This window comes from Saccharopolyspora kobensis (assembly GCF_900108315.1).
GTDB classification, from domain to species: domain Bacteria; phylum Actinomycetota; class Actinomycetes; order Mycobacteriales; family Pseudonocardiaceae; genus Saccharopolyspora; species Saccharopolyspora kobensis.
Window position 1 is genome coordinate 419,462 of sequence record NZ_FNVB01000009.1, and the last position, 18,926, is coordinate 438,387.

Here is an 18,926-nt window from a genome sequence, read left to right on the forward strand (position 1 = left end):
GGAGAAGTGGGCGACTTCTGGGCGTTCCGACTGGCGGAAGTCACGCCCCCGCCGGCTGCGACCCGGTGAGCGCACGCCGCTCCAGCCGCCCGACCACTTCGAACCTCGTGTCAGCTGAACCACCTAACGAGCCGTGCCAGGAGCGGCCAGGCCGTTAGCCGCTTCCCGGATCGCCGTCACCGCGCGCGCTGGTTCGTCGGTTCGGAACCGCAGCTGTTCGACCTCGCGGGTCGTGCCGTTCGGCAGGGCGACGAGGACCGGCTCGGTGAGCTCGACCAGCACGTTGGTCTGGTCGCCCACCACGATGGCCAGTTCCGCAACGTCGTCCTGGAACTGGAAGGTGCCACCTCGGTGGGACTTCCGGGTGGCCGAGACCGCGGTGATCGACGTCAGGGGCAGTTCCAGCTCGAAGCGGGCTCCGTTGCGGAGCACCAGGCGGTCGGGGCTCACGAAGTGCGGTCGGGTGACCAGGACCGCCAGGGCGACCACGACTTGCAGCACCGCGCAGACGTCCAGCACGTGCACGATCGGCCACGGCACGAGGAGCCCGACCACCGCGGTTTCCAGCGCCAGCACGAACATCAGGATCAGCATCACCGGAACCTGCTCGCGCGCGTAACCGAGCTCGACGTCGTCCGGGCCGAGTCCGATCCGGCGCCGCAGCAGGAATGCACGCAGACTCGCCGCCCACCGGCGGACCGCGATCCTCCTCACCGCGCATCGTCTTCGTCGCGCGGCCGCTGGGCCAACAGCCGGATTGCCCGGCGCAGCACTTCCGCTCTAGCAGGCCCGACCGAGTCGAACAGGGCCGTGCTGAAGGAGTTGTCGGCGTCGCCGTCGCCGATCAGCGCCGCGACCTCGGCCGGGATGCTGGCCGCCAACTCCTCGGCCAGCGGCGTCACCCGTGGGTCGTCCGGGGCGGCTTCGGCGAGTTCGTCGAGCCGATGCTGCAGCTCCTGACCGCGGGCGCGAACAGCGGGGTCCTCGATGGCGGGGAGAACCACCGCCAGCGCTTGGTCGCGCTGCTCCCCGCCGGTGGTGTCCATCAGCGCGAACAACTCGCGCTCCAGAACGCCCGTCGGCGATGTCGGCTCGGTGGTGTTCAGCGCGGCCAGCAGTTCAGCGGTTCCGGGCGAAACAGCGCTGTCCGCGTCGAGCTCATCGCGTTCGGCGCGCTCGATGAGCAGGCCGAGCCGGGCACGGCGGTCGCGGATCCGCTGTTCCTGCTCGGCAAGCTCGCGGTCCAGGTCGACCAGGACCTCCCGCAGCTCGCGGCCGCCGTCGTCGGCCAGCGCGTCGCGGACCTCGTCGAGGCTGAGCCCGAGTTCGGTCAGGCGCCGGATCCGCGCCAGCGCGATCGCGTCGCGCAGGCCGTAGTGGCGGTAGCCGTTGGCCCGGCGTTGCGGTTCGGGCAGCAGGCCCTGGTGGTGGTAGTGGCGCACAGCGCGGGTGGAAACCCCCACCATGGCGGCGATCTCACCGATTCGCATGCGTTCAGTAGAAACGTTGACGCTGCGAGAAGGTCAAGCTCCCGGCGCCGAGCGGCGCATCCCCCGGGTGTTCGCGTGCTGTTCGGTGCTGAGTGGGCGGTGGATCGCGGGGCGGTCACCTCGGCGTTCCACGCTGGACTGCCGACCGTCCCCAGGAGTCCGCCATGCGAATCGCTCGTGCAGGTGTCACCGCTGCCGCGCTCGCGGCCTGCGCCGGTCTGCTGGCCGCTGCCAGCGCTTCCGGTGTCCCACCGCGCGATTCCGTGCGGATGAACCAGCTCCAGGTCGTCGGAACGCACAACAGCTACCACCGCGAGCTCTCCCACCGCGAGCAGCTGCGGCAGTCCTCGTCGGACAACCTCTGGTACTCCCACGCTGCGCTGCCGGTGCAGTTCGAACGCCAGTCGGTGCGGCACATCGAGCTGGATCTGATGCCCGACAGCGACCGGGGCGGGCTGTACACCCACCCGCTGATCCGCCGCGACGCCGGGCTTGGACCGCTGACCGATCCCGACCTGTTCCGGCCGGGGATCAAGGTCATGCACTGGGCCGACCACGACTACGCCACGTCCTGCTCGACGCTGGTCGGCTGTCTGCGCCAGGCCCGCGACTGGTCCGACGCGCACCCCGGGCACGCGCCGATCCCCGTCCTGCTGGAGCTCAAGCAGACCGATCCGGCGATGGAGCAGCGCGGTGGCCCTGTCTCGCCGCCGTGGGACGCCAAGCGCTTCGCCGACCTGGACGCGGAGATCCGCTCGGTCATCCCGGCGGACAGGATGATCACGCCGGACGACGTGCGCGAACCCGGTCGCACGCTGGAGCAGTCGGTGCTCCGCTCCGGTTGGCCGACGCTCGCCGAGTCCCGCGGCAAGTTCGTCTTCCTCATGGACAACAGCGACCCCGGGCAGCAGGCGCCGTACCTGGACAACCGCCCCAACCTCGAAGGCCGGGTGCTGTTCACCAACTCCGCGCCGGGCCGCCCGGACGCGGCGTTCATGTCGCAGAACGACCCCACCGGTGCGAACAGCGCCCGGATCAGGGACTGGGTGAGCCGCGGCTACCTCGTGCGGACCCGCTCGGACGTGCCGTTCACCGAGGCCGCATCAGGCGACACCACCCGGTTGCGCGCAGCGCTGGCCAGCGGAGCGCAGATCATCAGCACCGACTTCCCGGCCCCGGGCCTGGCGGCCCGCTACGGCTCCGACTACGTCGCCGAACTCCCGACCCCGGTGCGCTGCAACCCGGTGAACGCGCCCCGCTCCTGCCGCTCCGAGCACCTCGAACCCGCCGTCGGTTGAAGCCGCGTCACCCGCGCTGGTCGGGGGAGGGGCGGCGCATGGCCCAGGTCCGGGGGCCGTCGTCTGGGAGGTCCACCTCGGCGGTCACCTCGAAGCCCAGCTTCCGGTAGAAGGCCACGTTCGATTCGAGCGAGGTCTCCAGGAAGCACGGGAGGCCGGCGGCGTCCGCCGCGCGCAGGCCCGGTTCCAGCACCGCTCGGCCGAGTCCGCGGCCCTGCAGGCCCGGGCGGACTCCGATGGTGGCCAGGAACCACACGGGTTCGGTCGGGCGGTGCGGCGCCATGGCCTGGTCGGCGGCGGCAGCCGCTTCCGCCCGGTCGCCCGCGATCTCCTGCGCTTCCGCCGCCATTCCGGCGAACACCGCCAGGTCGGTGTCCGGCGTCGTCCACACGGCCACGGCCTCGGCGTCTCCGCACACGTGCACCTGACCTTGCGGGAACCCGATGCGCTCCAGGTACAGGCGCTGGGTGCGGCGCACCCGGTCGAGGTGGTCGTCGGCTGAGATCGTGTGCCGGGTGAACGGGTAGTCGGCGAAGGCGGCGGCGAGGGTGTCCGCTGCGGCGTCGAGCTCGTCGACGACCGCAACACGCGCGGAAGAGGCCATGCGGCCGACGCTATCAAGATCCACGACGACCGGACCACGCGTTTTCCGGCGCGGTGGCAGGCTGGTCGGCAGCAGCGCGAAGGAGCCGTCCCATGTCGTTCACCGAACAGGAGATCGCCTACCTGCGGTCTCAGCCGATCGTCCGCTTCGCCACCGTCGACGCCGACGGGCAGCCCGACGTGGTGCCGCTCGCCTGCGAGTTCGACGGCGCCTGCTTCTGGGTCGGCGGGGCCGGGGCGTCGGTCGTCAACACCCGCAAGTTCCGCAACGTCCACGCGGGCAACCGCAAGGTCGCGCTCGTCTTCGACGACCTGGTGTCCTTCGACCCGTTCATCGCGCGGGGCATCCGCGTCTACGGCGAGGCGGAAGGACCGATCGAGCGGGTCGGGATGGTCGGCCCCGGCGTGTACCTGCGCGTCACCCCGACCACCTCCTGGAGCTGGAACATGGCGGGTGAACCCGTCGGCGAGGACTGGTACGAGACGCGGCGCACCGTCCATCAGGCCTGACGCGCGGCCATCGCGCGGTAGGCGGGCCGGAGCAGGTCGATCGCCCGCTCACCGCCGATCTCCACCGGCAGCGGTTCGAGCTCGTCGAGGAGCGCGTCCGGCGGCGTGCTCTCCAAGCCCGCTGGTGGCACCGGGGGTTCCGGTGCCGTCCAGAACGTTTCCAGGGATTCCGAAAGCGGTGCGGCGTCATCGGTCTCCACCGCCGGACCGCTGGCCGTGCCGCGCAACGACCGCAGCCGGTCCAGGAGTTCCTCGCGGGAGCGGCCGCGCCAGGCGAGGATCTGGAACGGGTCCGCGTCGAAGGACTCCGCCAGCAGGTAGCAGGTCGCGGCGAGGTGCTTGCACGGGATTTCCCAGTCCGGGCAGGAGCAGTCCATCGTCAGCTCCCGCATGGTCGTCGGGAACAGCTCCAGGCCGAGCCCGGCGAAGACCTCCTCGATCTCCGGCGGCATCTCCCCGGCCAGCAGCTTCGCCGCGTACAGCGCCTGACCGGCCAGCGCCTGCTCGACCTGCTCCCACTCCGCCGGGGTGAACGCCTTGATGCCGATGCGCGCCCGGTACGGCTGCGGCCGCGAGCCCTGCACCAGCCCCACCACCACGCTCGTCGACAGCGTCAGGTTCAGCACCTGGCCGGCCCGCGCGTAGTTCTTGCCGCGCTGCAACCGCCCGCCCATGCCGAACGACTCCAGCACCTCGATGAACCGGCGCGACCACCAGGTCTGCGCGATCTCGCCGCGCTTGCTGCGCGCCTTGATCCCGCCCTCGACGCGGATCGGTTTGCCGGTCTTGGGAAACCCGCCGTACCAGTCAGCCACCGACGGCCTCCGCTTCCAGCGCCACCAGCTCGCGCAGCTGGCTGGTGGACAGCTCGGTCAGCCAGTTCTCGCCGGAGCCGACCACCAGCTGCGCCAGCGCCTTCTTGTCCGCCATCATCCGGTCGATCTTCTCCTCCAGGGTGCCGATGCAGGTCAGCTTGCGGACCTGCACGTCCCGGCGCTGCCCGATGCGGAAAGCGCGGTCGGTGGCCTGGTCCTCGACCGCCGGGTTCCACCAGCGGTCCAGGTGGATTACGTGGTTGGCCGCGGTCAGCGTCAGCCCGGTGCCACCGGCCTTGAGCGACAGCAGGAAGATCGACGGGCCGTCGGCCTCCTGGAACCGGCGCACCATCTCGTCGCGGGCCCTCTTCGGCGTGCCGCCGTGCAGCAGCAGCACCTCGGTGTCGAAGCGGGCGGCCAGGTGCGGCACCAGCATCCCGGCGAAACCCGCGAACTGCGTGAAGCACAGCGCCTTGTCGCCCTCGGCCAGCACCGACTCGAGGATCTCCTCCAGCCGCGCCAGCTTCCCCGACCGGTCGGGCAGCGGGGAACCGTCGCCGAGCAGCTGCGCCGGGTGGTTGCACACCTGCTTGAGCTTCGACATCGTCGCCAGCACCAGGCCGCGCCGCTCCATGCCCTCGCTGTCGGCGATGCGCGCCAGCATGTCGTCCACCACCGCCTGGTACAGCGAGGCCTGCTCGGCGGTGAGGTTGCACAGCTGCTTCATCTCGATCTTGTCCGGCAGGTCGTCGATGATCGCCGGATCGGTCTTGAGCCGCCGCAGCACGAAGGGCCCGGTGACGCGCCGCAACCGGGCCGCGGCCTCGGTGTCGCCGTCGCGCTCGATCGGCACCGCGAACCGCGCCCGGAAGGTGCTCAGCGAACCGAGCGCTCCCGGGTTGGCGAAGTCCATGATCGACCACAGCTCGGCGAGCCGGTTCTCCACCGGGGTCCCGGTCAGCGCGATCCGCTGCCGCGCGGACAGCCCGCGCACCGCCCGGGCCTGCCGGGAGTTGCTGTTCTTGATGTTCTGCGCCTCGTCGAGCACCACCCGGTCCCACCGGACCTCCCGCAGCACGGCCGAATCCCGCGCGGCCAGCGGGTAGGTGGTGATGACCAGGTCGTACCCGCCGACCTCCTCCATCAGGTCCTCGCCGGTGAGCCGGTCGGAGCCGTGGTGGACGTGCACCTTGAGCGCGGGCGCGAACCTGGCGGCCTCCCGCTGCCAGTTGCCGACCACAGACATCGGGCAGACCAGCAGCGTCGGCGCGCGAGGGCCCTCCGCGCGCACCAGCGCCTCCAGCGCGAGCAGCTGCACGGTCTTGCCCAGGCCCATGTCGTCGGCGAGGCAAGCGCCCAGGCCGAGCCGGTCCAGGAACGCCAGCCAGGCCAGGCCGCGTTGCTGGTACGGGCGCAGCGCGGCGGTGAACTGGTCGGGCGGCTCCACCGGCTCCAGGTGCCGTTCGAGCTGACCGGACAGCAGGTCGCCGACCCAGCCGCGCCCGCTGACCTGCACCACCGGCATCGGCCGTTCGGCGTCCTCGGCCGGGAGCCCGGCCTGCAGCAGGACTTCGCCCGCGGTCATCTGCCCGCTGCCGGAGCGCTCCAGGAACGCCAGTCCGGCCGCGAGCCGCTTGCGGTCGATCCGGACCCACCGGCCGCGCAGCCGCACCAGCGGCACCTTCGCGGCGGCCAGCTCGTCCAGCTCCGAAGCGGTGAGTTCCTCGTTGCCGAGCGCCAGGTCCCAGCGGTAGTCGACCAGGTCGGCCAGCCCGACGCCGGATTCCTTGGCCACCGCGCCCGCGGTGCCGGTGCTGGTCGCGGTCAGCTTCAGCCCGAGTTCCTCCTCCGGCCGCCCCCACCAGGACGGCAGCAGCACGCCGAAACCGGCCTGGTCCAGCAGCGTCGCACTGGTCAGGAACTCGTAGGCGCCGTCGGCGTCGAGCAGCAGCTCGCTCGGGTGCGGCACGCGCAGCGCCGCGTCGAGCGCGGGGAAGATCCGCCCGGCCGTGCCGAGATCGGTGAGCAGCAGCTCCTCGGGCTCGTCGACCCAGCGCTGCAGGACCCGGCTGTCGCCCCGCCACACCTCGTTCGCCGACACCAGCACGCTCGGGTCGTCCACGGCCTGCAGCAGGAACTCCAGGCGCCAGTCCTCGTCGTCCTCGGGAGCGTGCAACCGGAAGCAGGTCCGCACCGGGTTCTGCCTGCCTCCGCTGGCCCGCCAGGTGTCCAGCTGGCGGGCCAGCCTCCGGACCCGCCCCTCGGCGCTGTCGAAGCGCGGCTCACCGGTCAACGCCCGCAGCCACGCCGCCGCCGCGGTCCGGCCGGAGGTCAGCTCGAGATCGGCGACCCGGCTGCGCACGATGCCGTCGACCAGCGAGTTCAGCGCGGTGCGCAGGACATCGGCCGGTGCGTCGCCGCGCTCGCAGCGAAACGCCGCGGGCATCGCGTCGCGCAGCGCCACGAAGTGCGCCGAATCGGTGCTGGAGAGCGCAGGCCGCCACCGCGCGGTCGGCCATTCGTCCACGTCGACCAGCGCGGGCAGCACCCGCCCGCCCGACACCAGCTGCTCAGCCCACTCGGCGAGGCTGCGCAGGAACCGCGCCGAGGTGCCCAGCCGGCATCCGGGCACGTCCTCGTCCAGCAGCTCGAGCACCGTCGCCGGGTTGCACGACACGGCGGGGACCAGCCACTCACGCACCCGCAGCTTCCCGCGCGGTGCCGGCCCTGCGGTCAGCGGATCCCGGACGAGCTCGGGAGACGGGGCGGGTGCGGAGGCGTAGGACGGCAGCTGGATCCGAACGGAGTCGACCTTGCTCTGCTCCCCGAACGCATCCCGCAGCGCCTCGCCCGCAGCCGCGAACGGATGCGCCAGCGGGCCTCGCGGCGCGCGGCCGGGAATCCGCGCCGGCAGTCCGGAATCCTCCGCCCACACCACGAGACGTCCGTCCACGGTGCACAGGGCGTGCACGGCCCACACCGGATGATCCTCCTCAGCTCGCAGACTCCCGCGATTTCAATGGAAATCAGACGTCCGATTTCCATTGAAATCGCGCAACACCCCGGTGTGTCGGGCACCCGACGCACCGGGGCGCGTCGGGAAGCGCGCAATTTCAATTGAAATTGCGTTCCTCCCGCGCCCGAGGCCGGCTCGGGCGCCTGGCCGGACCGAAGTCGTCACGGAGCGATCTCGCGCCACCGGTTGGTCAGCGGCAGCCGCCGGTCCCGGCCGAACGCCTTGAACGTGATCTTGGTGCCCGGCGGGTACTGCCGCCGCTTGTACTCGGCGCGATCCACCATCTGCAGCACCCGCTCGACCAGCTCGGCGTCGAAGCCCTCGGCGATCAGCTCCGCGTAGCTGCGGTCGCTCTCCACGTAGCCGTCCAGCACCACGTCGAGCACGTCGTACTCCGGCAGCGAGTCCTGGTCGACCTGGTCCGGCCGCAGCTCCGCCGACGGCGGCTTGGTGATCGAGTTCTCCGGGATCGGCGGCACCTCGCCGCGCTTCTCCGCGATCTCGTTGCGCCACCGCGCCAGCTTCCACACCAGCGTCTTCGGCACGTCCTTGATCGGCGCGAAGGCGCCCACCGCGTCGCCGTACATGGTGGAGTAGCCCACCGCCAGCTCGGTCTTGTTCCCGGTCGCCAGCACCAGGTGCCCGCGCTGGTTGGACAGCGCCATCAGCAGCACGCCGCGGGCGCGCGCCTGCACGTTCTCCTCGGCCAGCCCGGTCAGCCCGAGCTGCCGCACGTACACCTCGACCATGTCGGCGATCGGCTGCACCTCGAAGTGGCAGCCGATGCGCTCGGCCAGCTCGGCGGCGTCGGACCGGGAGTGCTCGGAGGAGTAGTTCGACGGCATCGAGACGCCGTGCACCGAGTCCGCGCCGAGCGCGTCGGCGGCCAGCGCCGCGACGACCGCCGAGTCGATGCCGCCGGAGAACCCGAAGGTCACCGAGCGGAAGCCGTTCTTGTGCACGTAGTCCCGCAGCCCGGTGACCAGCGCGCCCCACACCTCGGCCTCGTCGTCGAGCGGTTCGGCAGGCGGGGCAGGCGGCAGCGGCTGGTAGCCAGGAAGCGGCTCGGGCTGCAGCACGAGCCGCTGCACGTCGAAGGCGGGCATCCGCATCGGGCCCGGCTCGGCGGGCACGGTCGTCGAGGTGTGGCCGCCCGCGGTCAGCTCCAGGTCCTGGACCAGCAGGTGCTCGGTGAACTGCGGCGCCCGCGAAATGATCTCGCCGTCGGCCGCGGCTATCATCGAGTCGCCGTCGAAGACCAGCTCGTCCTGCGCGCCGACCAGGTTGACGTAGGCCATCGGCGCCCCGGCCTCCGCGGCCCGCCGCACCACCAGCGGCGTCCGGGCGTCGTCCTTGGCGCGCTCGTAGGGCGAGCCGTTGAGGCACACCACGAGGTCCACGCCGACCTGGCCCAGCGCCGCCACCGGGCCGCCGTTCTGCCAGATGTCCTCGCAGATCACCACGCCGACGTCGAGCCCGTGGAACCGCACGATCGGCAGGTCGAAGCCGGGCGCGAAGTAGCGGGCCTCGTCGAACACGCCGTAGTTCGGCAGGTGGTGCTTGTGGTAGGTCGCCACCACCTCGCCGCCGTAGAGCAGCGACGCGGAGTTGCGCGGGCCCTGGTCGTCGCGGCCGAGGTGCCCGACGACCACCAGCGCGTCCCCGCAACCGGAGTCCTGCAACCGGCGCGCGAGCTGCTCGACCTCGGTGAGGTTGGCAGCCGCGAACGACTTGCGCAGCGCCAGGTCCTCGACCGGGTAGCCGGACAGCACCATCTCGGGGAAGACCACCAGGTGGGCGCCCTCCTGAACCGCTCGGCGGGTCCACTCCAGGACCATCGAGCTGTTCCCGGCGATGTCGCCGACGCATGCGTTGACCTGTGCGAGTGCGATGCGCAACTGGGGCATGCGCCCATCTTCGCGCACCCGACCGGGCGGTGTCGTCCCGCCCGGCGCGACTCACACCGGCTCGTGCATGTCACGATCCAGTGGTGAACCGCCTACTGACCGTGCTCTCCGCGCTCGCCGTGCTCAGCGCCGCCGCGTGCAGCCTGCCGGAGCAGACGCCTCCGCCGCTGCAGCCGCACACCGATCAGAAGGGGCCGGCCGGGCCCGTGCCGCCCGGCCTGGAGCGGTACTACGGGCAGCCGCTGAACTGGGGTCCGTGCGCGCCCTTCGCCACGACCGAGAGCGACCGGGCCTCCTACGTCGACCCGGGCCTGGAGTGCACGCGCGTGGAGGTTCCGATGGACTACGCCGACCCGCAGGGCGAGGTGATCACCATCGGCGTCCTGCGCAGCCCGGCCACCGACCAGCCGCAGAAGATCGGTTCGCTGCTGATCAACCCCGGTGGCCCGGGAGCGTCCGGGATGAGCACGGCGGCGAGCCTGGCGGGCTCGGTGCGCAACTCCGCGCTCGGCGAGCGGTTCGACCTGATCGGCTTCGACCCGCGCGGCATCGGCGCCTCCGAGCCCGCGGTGCGCTGCCTGACCGACCAGGAGCGCGACGCCAAGCGGCTGGACTCCGACGCGGACACCTCGCCGAGCGGTGTCGCGGAGACCGAGAAGGAGGAGCGCGACTACGCGGGCAAGTGCGCCGAGCGCACCGGCGCCAAGCTGCTGGCCAACGTCGGCACCCGCGAGGTCGCCAAGGACATGGACGTGCTGCGCTCGGCGCTGGGCGACCAGAAGCTCAACTACCTCGGCTACTCCTACGGCACCCGGATCGGCGCGGAGTACGCCGAGCAGTTCCCCGGCAACGTGCGGGCGATGGTGCTCGACGGCGCGATCGACCCGGGAAAGTCGGCGATCGACACGCTGGTGGCCCAGGGCGCCGGCTTCCAGCAGGCCTTCGACGACTTCGCGGCCTGGTGCGCGGCACGCCAGCAGTGCTCGCTGGGCCACGACCCGAAGGCCGCGTCGGCGCAGTTTCAGCAGATCGTCCGCCCACTGGCCGACGACCCGGTGCGCGCGGGCGACGGCCGCGAGCTGTCCTATTCGGACGCCACGATGGCGGCCATCCAGGCGCTCTACGCGCCCAGCCTCTGGGCCCAGCTCGACGGCGGGCTCGCCGAGCTGCGCCAGGGCAGCGGCCGGAGCCTGCTCACGCTCGCCGACAGCTACTTCAGCCGCGACGAGCAAGGCCGGTACCCCAACACCAACGACGCCTTCGACGCCGTGCACTGCGTCGACGATCAGCGCGTCCTGGACCCGGAGCAGCGTCGCGAGGCCGACCGCCGCTACCGCGAGGCGGCGCCGTTCCTGGACGACGGCAACCCGCCGAGCGCGGCGCGCGACATGTGCGCGTTCTGGCCGGTCCCGGTCACCGGCGACCCGACCGCGCCCGAGGTGACCGCGCTGCCCCCGACGCTGGTGATCTCCACGACCGGCGACCCGGCCACGCCCTACGCAGCGGGCGTCAAGCTGGCCGAGGCGCTGGACGGCCACCTGCTCACCTACGAAGGCACCCGGCACACGGTCTTCCTGCAGGGCGTCACCTGCATCGACGACACGGCCACGAAGTACCTGATCGACCTGACGACCCCGGCGGACGGAGCTCGCTGCGCGGAGAAGTGACCGGCCGTAGTCCGTTCGCCCGACGAGCACGGCGGCCGAACGGACTATGGTGAATCAGATCACACCGCGCCTATCGTCTTGGAATGGACAAAGCGGACGGTGGACGCGAGCAGAGCGTGACGTCGGTGCTGCTGTCCGGCAGCACGTACCGGGGCCTGGGCGAACAGGTCCTCTCCCCGGCCGAGGAGCGGTTCGAGCGGGCCCGCCGCACCATCGGGCTGTTCCTGGCCCCGGCGCTGACGATCCTCTTCCTGCTGATCCCCACCCAGCTCGAACCGGCCCAGCACAAGCTCGCCGCGGTGCTCCTCGGCGTCATCGTGCTGTGGGTCTGCGAACCGGTGCCGATCCCGGTGGGCGGCCTCATCGGGGTCGGCGCGATCGTGGTCCTGGGCGTCATGCCGCCCGACGACGTGCTCGCGCCGTTCGGCTCCTCCACCGTGTTCACCTTCATCGGCGCGTTCATCCTCGCGCAGGCCATGCTCCGGCACGGCGTGGCCAGGCGGTTCGCGTTCACGATCCTGTCGCTGCCCGGCGTCGGCCGCAGCGCCGCGCGGGTGATCATCGCCTTCGGGGTGATCACCTGCCTGCTGTCGGCGGTGGTCTCCAACACCGCGACCGTCGCGATGCTGCTGCCCACCGCGGTCGGCATCCTCGCGGTCATCGCCGAACTGGTCCGCAAGCAGCTGCCCGACGGCGCCCCGTTCGACCCGCTGCGGCTGCGCGTCGGCGTCGCGCTGATGCTGATGCTCGCCTACGGCGCCAGCGTCGGCGGCCTGCTCACCCCGATCGGCTCGCCGCCCAACCTGATCGGCCGCGGGCTGATCGAGGAGGCCACCGGCCAGCGCATCTCGTTCCTGCAGTGGATGGCGATGGCCGCGCCGATCTGCCTGCTGATGTTCGTGGTGCTGGCCGCGGTCCTGCTGCTGCTCAACCGGCCCGAGATCAACAAGCTGACCGGGGTCGAGGAGTACGTCGCCGCCGAGCGGGCCAAGCTCGGCAAGCTCTCCCGGGCGGAGAAGAACACCCTGATCGCCTTCGCCACCACCGTCGTGCTGTGGGTGACGCCCGGCGTGGTCGCGCTGGTCGCGGGCAACGACTCGGCCGCCTACGACCTGATCAGCGACCGGCTCGACGAGGGCATCGTCGCCGTGCTCGGGGCCGCGCTGCTGTTCCTGCTGCCCACCGACTGGGCGCAGCGCCGCTTCACGCTCACCTGGACCGAGGCCAGCCGCATCGACTGGGGCACCGTGGTGCTGTTCGGCACCGGCATCATCTTCGGCTCCCTGCTCGCCAAGACCGAGCTCGCCCAGACCATCGGCCGGGGAGCGGCCGCCGCGCTGGGCTTCTCCAGCATCGTCGCGATCACCGTCTTCGCCATCGCGCTGGCGGTGCTGATCTCGGAGACGACGTCGAACACCGCGGCAGCGGCCGTGGTGGTGCCGATCGTCATCCCGATCGCCGTCGCGGCCGGTGTCAACCCGTTCGTGCCCGCGCTCGCGGCGACCTTCGCCGCGTCCTTCGGCTTCATGCTGCCGGTGTCGACGCCGCAGAACGCCGTGGTCTACGGCTCCGGAGCGGTGCCGATCACCAGGATGATCCGTTCCGGGGTGGTCTTCGACGTGGCCGGCGCGGTCCTGATCGCGCTCGTCCTGCCGCCCATGATCGCGGTCATCGGATTCGGGTAGCCGGGGTTCACGGACCAGTTACGCGATCCGGCGCTCGAACTCTTAGGCTGCGTGCATGAACCGCCAGCAGGAGTTCGTGCTCCGCACCTTGGAGGAACGTGACATCCGCTTCGTGCGGCTGTGGTTCACCGACGTCCTCGGCATGCTCAAGTCGGTGGCGATCTCGCCCGCGGAGCTGGAAGGAGCCTTCGCCGAGGGGATCGGGTTCGACGGCTCGGCCATCGAGGGCTTCGCCCGGATCTACGAATCGGACATGGTCGCCAAGCCCGACCCGGCCACCTTCCAGGTGCTGCCCTGGGAGACCGCCGACGGGGAGCACTACTCGGCCCGGATGTTCTGCGACATCCACATGCCCGACGGCTCGCCGTGCTGGTCGGACCCGCGCCACGTGCTGCGCCGGACCCTGGCCCGCGCCACCGAATCGGGCTTCACCTGCTACGTGCACCCCGAGATCGAGTTCTTCCTGCTCAAGAACCTGCCCGACGACGGTTCCGAGCCGGTCCCGGCCGACTCCGGCGGTTACTTCGACCAGGCCAGCCACGACGCCGCCCCGCACTTCCGGCGCAACGCCATCGAAACGCTGGAGGCGATGGGCATCTCGGTGGAGTTCAGCCACCACGAGGGCGCACCGGGCCAGCAGGAGATCGACCTGCGCTACGCCGACGCGCTGACCATGGCCGACAACGTGATGACCTTCCGGTACGTGGTCAAGGAGGTCGCGATCACGCAGGGCGTGCGCGCCTCGTTCATGCCGAAGCCGTTCAGCGCGCAGCCCGGCTCCGGCATGCACACGCACTTCAGCCTCTTCGAGGGCGACCAGAACGCCTTCTACCACCCGGAGAACCCCTTCGAGCTCTCCGACGTGGGGCGCGCGTTCGTGGCCGGAATCCTGCACCACGCCCGCGAGATCAGCGCGGTGACCAACCAGTGGGTCAACTCCTACAAGCGGCTGGTCGTCGGCGGTGAAGCGCCGACGGCGGTGTGCTGGGGCCACGCGAACCGGTCCGCCCTGGTCCGGGTGCCGATGTACTCGCCGGGCAAGGCGTCCTCCCGGCGGGTCGAGGTCCGGAACCTCGATTCGGCCTGCAACCCGTACCTGGCCTACGCGGTGATCCTCGCGGCGGGCCTGCGCGGCGTGGACAAGGGCTACGAGCTGCCGCCGGCCACCGAGGACGACGTGTGGAGCCTGACCGAGCGCGAGCGCAGGGCGGCCGGTTACGCGAACCTGCCGCAGAACCTCAACGAGGCGCTGAGCGAGCTGGAGTCCTCCGAGCTGGTCGCCGAAACACTCGGCGAGCACGTCTTCGACTTCTTCCTGCGCAACAAGCGGGAGGAGTGGAACTCCTACCGGAGCCACGTCACGCCCTACGAGCTCAAAACCCTCATGCCGATGCTCTGACCGACTGTGGTTTCCAGGCTCGTTCCGCGCGGCGGGACGGCTGAACGCCTTCGGCGTTCGAAGACGTGGATACGCGCTCTCCCGACACGCCCCGGCGTGTCGGGAGGCCGCCGACGAGCGGCTTCGGCGCGCCTGCTGTGGCGGGTGGGGTTGGTCTTCTGGTCGGTGCTCCGGTAGCGATAGGTTGCGCCCGTGACTGATTCGCAGGCGAAGCACGATCCGATCAGCGCGGGGAGCTCCGAGGTGGAGTCCTCCCTGCAGTCCGGTGTGCTGGAGCAGTCCGCGGAGCTGTTCGAGCCGGAGTGGCCGGCGGAGACGCCGGGGGAGCAGTCCGCGGGCACGCTGCTCGGGTGCACCGTGGCCTGCCCCGACCAGCTCCCGGCCGCCAGGGTCCTGCGGGACAGCTTCCGCCGCCACCACCCGGACGCGCGGTTCGCGCTGCTGCTGGTCGACCGGCCGGGACACGGTGAGGCCGACGCGCTGTCGGTCGCCGACATCGGCATCGACCCGCAGGAGTTCGCCCGGCTGGCCGTCGGCTGCACGGCGGAGCAGCTGCGCACCGTGCTGCGCCCGCGGTTCCTGCAGCACCTGCTCAAGACCGGTCACACCACGTTGTACTTCGAGCCGTCGGTGCAGGTCTTCGGCCGCTTCGACGACCTGCTCACCGGCCTGACCCCGGATCGCCCGGTCGCCCTGGTGCCGCGCGTGCTGCGCCCGCTCGCGGTGGACGGCCTGCGCCCCAGCCCGGCGGACCTGGCCGAGTCCGGCACCTTCGACCCGAGCGTGTTCGCCGTCCGCCCCGGCGCCGAACAGCTGCTGACGACCTGGGTGGAGCAGCTGCGCAGCGATCCGACGATGGCCACCCCGGTGCTCGACGACGCCCCGGCGCTCGTCGACCACAAGGTGATCCGCGATCCCGGCGTCGGACTCTCGGTGTGGAACGCGGGGCAGCGCGCGCTCGCGGTCGACAGCGACGGCAAGCACACGGTGGACGGCGCGGTGCTGCGCAGCGTCCACTTCGACGGCTTCCAACCGCAGCGGCCCTGGCTGCTGTCCACGGCCTACGCCGACCGCCCGCGCATCCTGCTGTCCGAGCACCAAACCCTCGCGGGGCTGTGCGCCGGCTACCGCAACGCACTGGTCGAAGCGGGGTACACCCGCGAACAGCCGCACCCGTTCGACGCGCTGCCCGACGGCGTGGTGCTCCCGACCACCCTGCGCGGCGAGTACCTCGCGGCCTGGCTGGACGGAGAGGCCCCGCCGAGCCCGTTCGAGCAGGACGCGCTGCCGGCGTTCCAGGAATGGGCCTGCGCCCCGGCCGACGACCAGCAGCGCGCGGCGGGCGCGTCCCGCTGGACGGCGGCGGTGTGGGCCGACGACCCGATCCTGCGGCGCGACTACCCGGATCCGTTCGGCGCCGACGCGGAGTCCTTCCACGAGTGGTGCGTCGGGGTCGGGGTGGCCAGCGGCCGCGTCCCGGCCGAGGCGGTGCACCGCCGCATCGACAACCGAGCGGCCCTGGTCGACCAGCTCGGGGTGGCGGTCCTGGGCGAGGGCCCGCTCGCCGACCTGGTGCGGGACGCGGTCCGCGCATCGGGCCTGCCCTCCGCGGACACCGCCTACTACCCGGTCGTCCTGCGCTGCACCCCCGACCTGCCGGTACCGGCGGGCCGGTACGTGATCGACGTGCACACCGGCACGGCCGGATCCGACGACGTCGCGGAGACCTGGGTGCTCTCCGAGAGCAGCCGGGCGGTGGCCCGCCGCAGCGGTGCGAAGACCAGGGTGATCACGCTGCCCGCGCCGGAGCGCGAGCTGGTGGACCTGCCGACGCGGAAGGGCGCCCGCGCCCGGCTCGGCCTGTCCGACGAGTTCGTGATCACCACCTGCGCGGATCACGCCGCGGAGCGCGCGGACAACGTGCTGGGCGTGGTCAGCGCATTCCTCTCGGCCTTCCCGGAGCGCACCGACGTGCGCCTGCTGATCGGCGTCGCGGGCGCGGGGGACTTCCCCGAGGCGGCCGAGCGTCTGCGCCTGGCCACCGCGTCGGACCCGCGCATCCAGCTCGTCGAGGACGCCCCCGACCTCCGAGCACTGCTGTCCGCAGCGGACTGCTTCGCCTCGCTGCACCGAGGCGGCGCGACCGACGACCACGTCCTGCGCCTGCTCGAAGTCGCCGCGCACGGGATACCGGTGATCGCCGGCGACCACGGCGCGGTCGCCGAGATCCTCGGCGCGGAAGCGGCCCGCCTCGTGCCCTGCCAAGGCCCGGGCGAGCCCGACATCGACGCGGCGGCGGAACTGCTGCGCGAGGCCGCCGACGACCCGGACGCGACAGCGGCCTTCGGTGCGGTGGCGCGCGAGAACCTGCTCGCCACGCACACCGTGGCCCGGGCGGGCGCGCGACTGCGCGAACGCGTCGAGCACGCCTACCGGAACTGGCGCACGAAGTGGTCCGCCGACCGCCACGGCCAGTTCGACGACCCGCTGCGCCCGCTCCTCGTGGCCCGCCACGCGCTGCACCGTGCCCCGGACGCGGGAGTCAGCAGCCGCAACGCGATGGCCCCGGCGCTGCGCAAGGCGGTGCTCAAGGCCCTCAGCCACTACGACGAGCACATCCGCGACGTCATGCGCTCGGTGGTCGACGGCGTCGAGCAGACCGCGTCGGAACTGCTGCGCCGCCAGTACGAGGCGGATGCCGACGGCGACGTGGAAGCGATGCGCGCCGAGCTCGCCCAGTTCGCCCAGCGCCAAGACCAGCTCGGAGCGCAGCTCATGGGCACCGAGGACGGTGTGGTCCGGGCCCGCGCCGACCTGGCCGAGCAGCACCGCAGGCTGCGCGAGCTCGAAAGCGGCCCGGCCGTCGACGACCGCGGGGTGGACGCCCTCGCCGAACGGCTGGACAGCCTCACCGGCGCGGTCGAGCGCATCCTCGACCGGATGGACGCGCTGGAGAAGCGAAAGAAGCCCGACCAGAACGTCGAAGCCTCCGTGCGCGCGGCATCCGCCGACGCCGCGAACGCCTTGCAGCGCACCGACGTCTTGCAGCGCATCCTGCTGCGCGAGCACGAGCGGAGCACTGGAGCGGGCGATGGCACCACGACACCGGTGCTCTGCGATGCGGGCCTGCTCCGGTTGCCCGCTGACGACAGCTTCATGCTGCCCTGGCTGTCCTCGCACCCGACCTGGGACAGCGACGTCTCGACGCTGATCGACTCCCTGCTGGAACCGGACGGCATCTTCCTCGACATCGGCGCCTACGTCGGCTACCAGACGGTCCGCGTGCTCAGCAGGCTCGGCAACAGCGGAGCCGTGGTCGCGGTGGAGCCGTGCCCGCGCAGCGCGAACCTGCTCAAGCACAACGTCCAGGTCAACGTCCCGGCCGCGTGGGGCCACCGCATGGTGCTCCTGGAAGGTGCGGCCTGGGACGCGCCGTGCGACATGACTTCGGAAGCCTCGCTCACCGGAGGGCTGTCGGTGCAGCCGGCGGAGAACGGTGAGGAAGCGTCGGTGCGTGGAATCCGCCTGGACCGGGAACTGGAGGGCCACGCGGCCCTGCAGGACCTGAAGCTGTCCGTGGTGCACGTGGACGTCGGTGCGCGCGTCCACCGGGTGCTCGGCGGCCTGGTCCGCCTGCTCCGTCGGGATCGGCCATCGATCGTGTGCTCCTTCACACCGGCCGCGATCACCCAACTGGGCGATGATCCGGCGGCGGCGCTCCGCGAGTTCGGAACCTGGGGCTACGACCTGGTCCCGGTCGGCCGAACCCGCCCGGTCGGTGCGTCTGACCTGCTGGAAGCGATCAACGCGGCCGGTTCGGCGAACACCGTGAAGCTCTGGCTGCGCCCGAAGCAGAAGTAGCGGTGATCGGCTGTCCGTGCGGCGTCAAGACTCTGACCAGGCGATTTGACTTTGACGCAGAGTGTGCGTAACTTTCTCTTTGCCGCACGGAAAGCCGGACGGGCCAGGACGCACGAGCCTGGCGAGGACGGTGGCGGGAGCGCCCGGGAGGACGGAGACGAACTCCGCGGAGCGCACACCGGCCGGGGCGCGCGGGTTTGACACCGCGAAGCGCACCGGGTAACGTAAAGCGGTCGCCAGGCAGACGATGAGGAAGCCGGGCGCGTTGATAACTCAAAGCAGGTTCGATCTCCGGAGAGATCAGCGAGGGGCACCCCCCTGAAACACCCGAAAATGGGCCTGCTAGAGTTACCGACACACGAAAGCGAACAGAGGAAATGCTCCCCGGAGCTTGGCGGCCTGATTCGGGTCGTGGGTGATGGTGTGGGTGTGTTCTTTGAGAACTCAACAGCGGACTGTTTTGGTTAGTGTTCTTTTATGCCCCCGACCAAACGTTTGTTTTGGTTGGTGGTTTCTTTGAGTATGACGCTCGCCTTTGATGGTTTGAGTGTCTGCTGGGATTGTTCAACAGCATTGTTGGAGAGTTTGATCCTGGCTCAGGACGAACGCTGGCGGCGTGCTTAACACATGCAAGTCGAACGCTGAAGCACTTTCGGGTGTGGATGAGTGGCGAAC

Annotated in this window: 12 protein-coding genes and 1 rRNA gene; 7 read left to right on the forward strand and 6 right to left on the reverse strand. The window is 71.2% G+C overall.

Annotated features, from left to right (window positions below):
* Window positions 1-123: 123 nt before the first annotated feature.
* Complete coding sequence (locus C4T78_RS29205) at window positions 124-714, reverse strand: hypothetical protein (RefSeq protein ID WP_093352038.1); 591 nt, start codon at window positions 712-714, stop codon at window positions 124-126.
* Window positions 711-1,490, reverse strand: a complete 780-nt coding sequence (locus C4T78_RS29210) for a MerR family transcriptional regulator (protein ID WP_093352041.1) — start codon at window positions 1,488-1,490, stop codon at window positions 711-713. Before C4T78_RS29210 ends, C4T78_RS29205 begins: the two co-directional genes overlap by 4 nt.
* A 164-nt stretch (window positions 1,491-1,654) precedes the next feature.
* On the opposite strand from C4T78_RS29210, the gene C4T78_RS29215 reads away from it, so the two are divergent.
* Window positions 1,655-2,788, forward strand: coding sequence for a phosphatidylinositol-specific phospholipase C1-like protein (locus tag C4T78_RS29215; RefSeq protein ID WP_093352043.1), 1,134 nt, complete (start codon window positions 1,655-1,657; stop codon window positions 2,786-2,788).
* Between the two features lie 7 nt (window positions 2,789-2,795).
* On the opposite strand, the gene C4T78_RS29220 is transcribed toward C4T78_RS29215, so the two are convergent.
* Entirely contained in the window at window positions 2,796-3,392 is a 597-nt protein-coding gene (locus C4T78_RS29220; RefSeq protein WP_093352046.1) for a GNAT family N-acetyltransferase, read from the reverse strand.
* A gap of 92 nt (window positions 3,393-3,484) precedes the next feature.
* On the opposite strand from C4T78_RS29220, the gene C4T78_RS29225 reads away from it, so the two are divergent.
* On the forward strand, window positions 3,485-3,901 hold the full coding sequence (locus C4T78_RS29225; RefSeq protein ID WP_093352049.1) for a PPOX class F420-dependent oxidoreductase: 417 nt from the start codon (window positions 3,485-3,487) through the stop codon (window positions 3,899-3,901).
* Here the strand turns inward: C4T78_RS29225 and C4T78_RS29230 are convergent.
* The 3 genes from C4T78_RS29230 to C4T78_RS29240 all read right to left on the reverse strand — a co-directional run bounded on the left by C4T78_RS29230 (window position 3,892) and on the right by C4T78_RS29240 (window position 9,639).
* Complete coding sequence (locus C4T78_RS29230) at window positions 3,892-4,716, reverse strand: SWIM zinc finger family protein (RefSeq protein ID WP_093352051.1); 825 nt, start codon at window positions 4,714-4,716, stop codon at window positions 3,892-3,894. The two genes, C4T78_RS29225 and C4T78_RS29230, sit on opposite strands and share 10 nt — an antisense overlap.
* Entirely contained in the window at window positions 4,709-7,696 is a 2,988-nt protein-coding gene (locus C4T78_RS29235; RefSeq protein WP_093352054.1) for a DEAD/DEAH box helicase, read from the reverse strand. The genes C4T78_RS29230 and C4T78_RS29235 overlap by 8 nt, the downstream gene beginning before the upstream one ends.
* Window positions 7,697-7,893: 197 nt before the next feature.
* The gene (locus tag C4T78_RS29240) at window positions 7,894-9,639 is read right to left on the reverse strand and encodes an NAD+ synthase (RefSeq protein ID WP_093352057.1); all 1,746 of its coding nucleotides are present in this window, start codon (window positions 9,637-9,639) and stop codon (window positions 7,894-7,896) included.
* A gap of 83 nt (window positions 9,640-9,722) precedes the next feature.
* Here C4T78_RS29240 and C4T78_RS29245 point away from each other — a divergent pair, with 83 nt between their 5' ends.
* The 5 genes from C4T78_RS29245 to C4T78_RS29265 all read left to right on the forward strand — a co-directional run.
* Window positions 9,723-11,306, forward strand: coding sequence for an alpha/beta hydrolase (locus C4T78_RS29245; RefSeq protein ID WP_093352059.1), 1,584 nt, complete (start codon window positions 9,723-9,725; stop codon window positions 11,304-11,306).
* An 83-nt stretch (window positions 11,307-11,389) separates the two neighbouring features.
* Window positions 11,390-12,991, forward strand: coding sequence for an SLC13 family permease (locus C4T78_RS29250; protein WP_093352061.1), 1,602 nt, complete (start codon window positions 11,390-11,392; stop codon window positions 12,989-12,991).
* Window positions 12,992-13,046: 55 nt separating this feature from the next.
* Entirely contained in the window at window positions 13,047-14,390 is a 1,344-nt protein-coding gene (glnA, locus tag C4T78_RS29255; protein WP_093352063.1) for a type I glutamate--ammonia ligase, read from the forward strand.
* A gap of 192 nt (window positions 14,391-14,582) precedes the next feature.
* Window positions 14,583-18,251 carry an FkbM family methyltransferase gene (locus tag C4T78_RS29260; RefSeq protein WP_093352065.1) on the forward strand — a complete coding sequence of 1,223 codons (3,669 nt, stop codon included), beginning with the start codon at window positions 14,583-14,585 and terminating at the stop codon, window positions 18,249-18,251.
* A 573-nt stretch (window positions 18,252-18,824) separates the two neighbouring features.
* Window positions 18,825-18,926 (forward strand): 16S ribosomal RNA (locus tag C4T78_RS29265); the annotation flags it as partial.

Coding starts and splice junctions, on each gene's coding strand:
- C4T78_RS29210 (WP_093352041.1), bottom strand. CDS start 1,490: ATGCGAATCGGTGAGATCGCCGCCATGGTGGGGGTTTCCACCCGCGCT.
- C4T78_RS29215 (WP_093352043.1), top strand. CDS start 1,655: ATGCGAATCGCTCGTGCAGGTGTCACCGCTGCCGCGCTCGCGGCCTGC.
- C4T78_RS29220 (WP_093352046.1), bottom strand. CDS start 3,392: ATGGCCTCTTCCGCGCGTGTTGCGGTCGTCGACGAGCTCGACGCCGCA.
- C4T78_RS29225 (WP_093352049.1), top strand. CDS start 3,485: ATGTCGTTCACCGAACAGGAGATCGCCTACCTGCGGTCTCAGCCGATC.
- C4T78_RS29240 (WP_093352057.1), bottom strand. CDS start 9,639: ATGCCCCAGTTGCGCATCGCACTCGCACAGGTCAACGCATGCGTCGGC.
- C4T78_RS29250 (WP_093352061.1), top strand. CDS start 11,390: ATGGACAAAGCGGACGGTGGACGCGAGCAGAGCGTGACGTCGGTGCTG.
- glnA (WP_093352063.1), top strand. CDS start 13,047: ATGAACCGCCAGCAGGAGTTCGTGCTCCGCACCTTGGAGGAACGTGAC.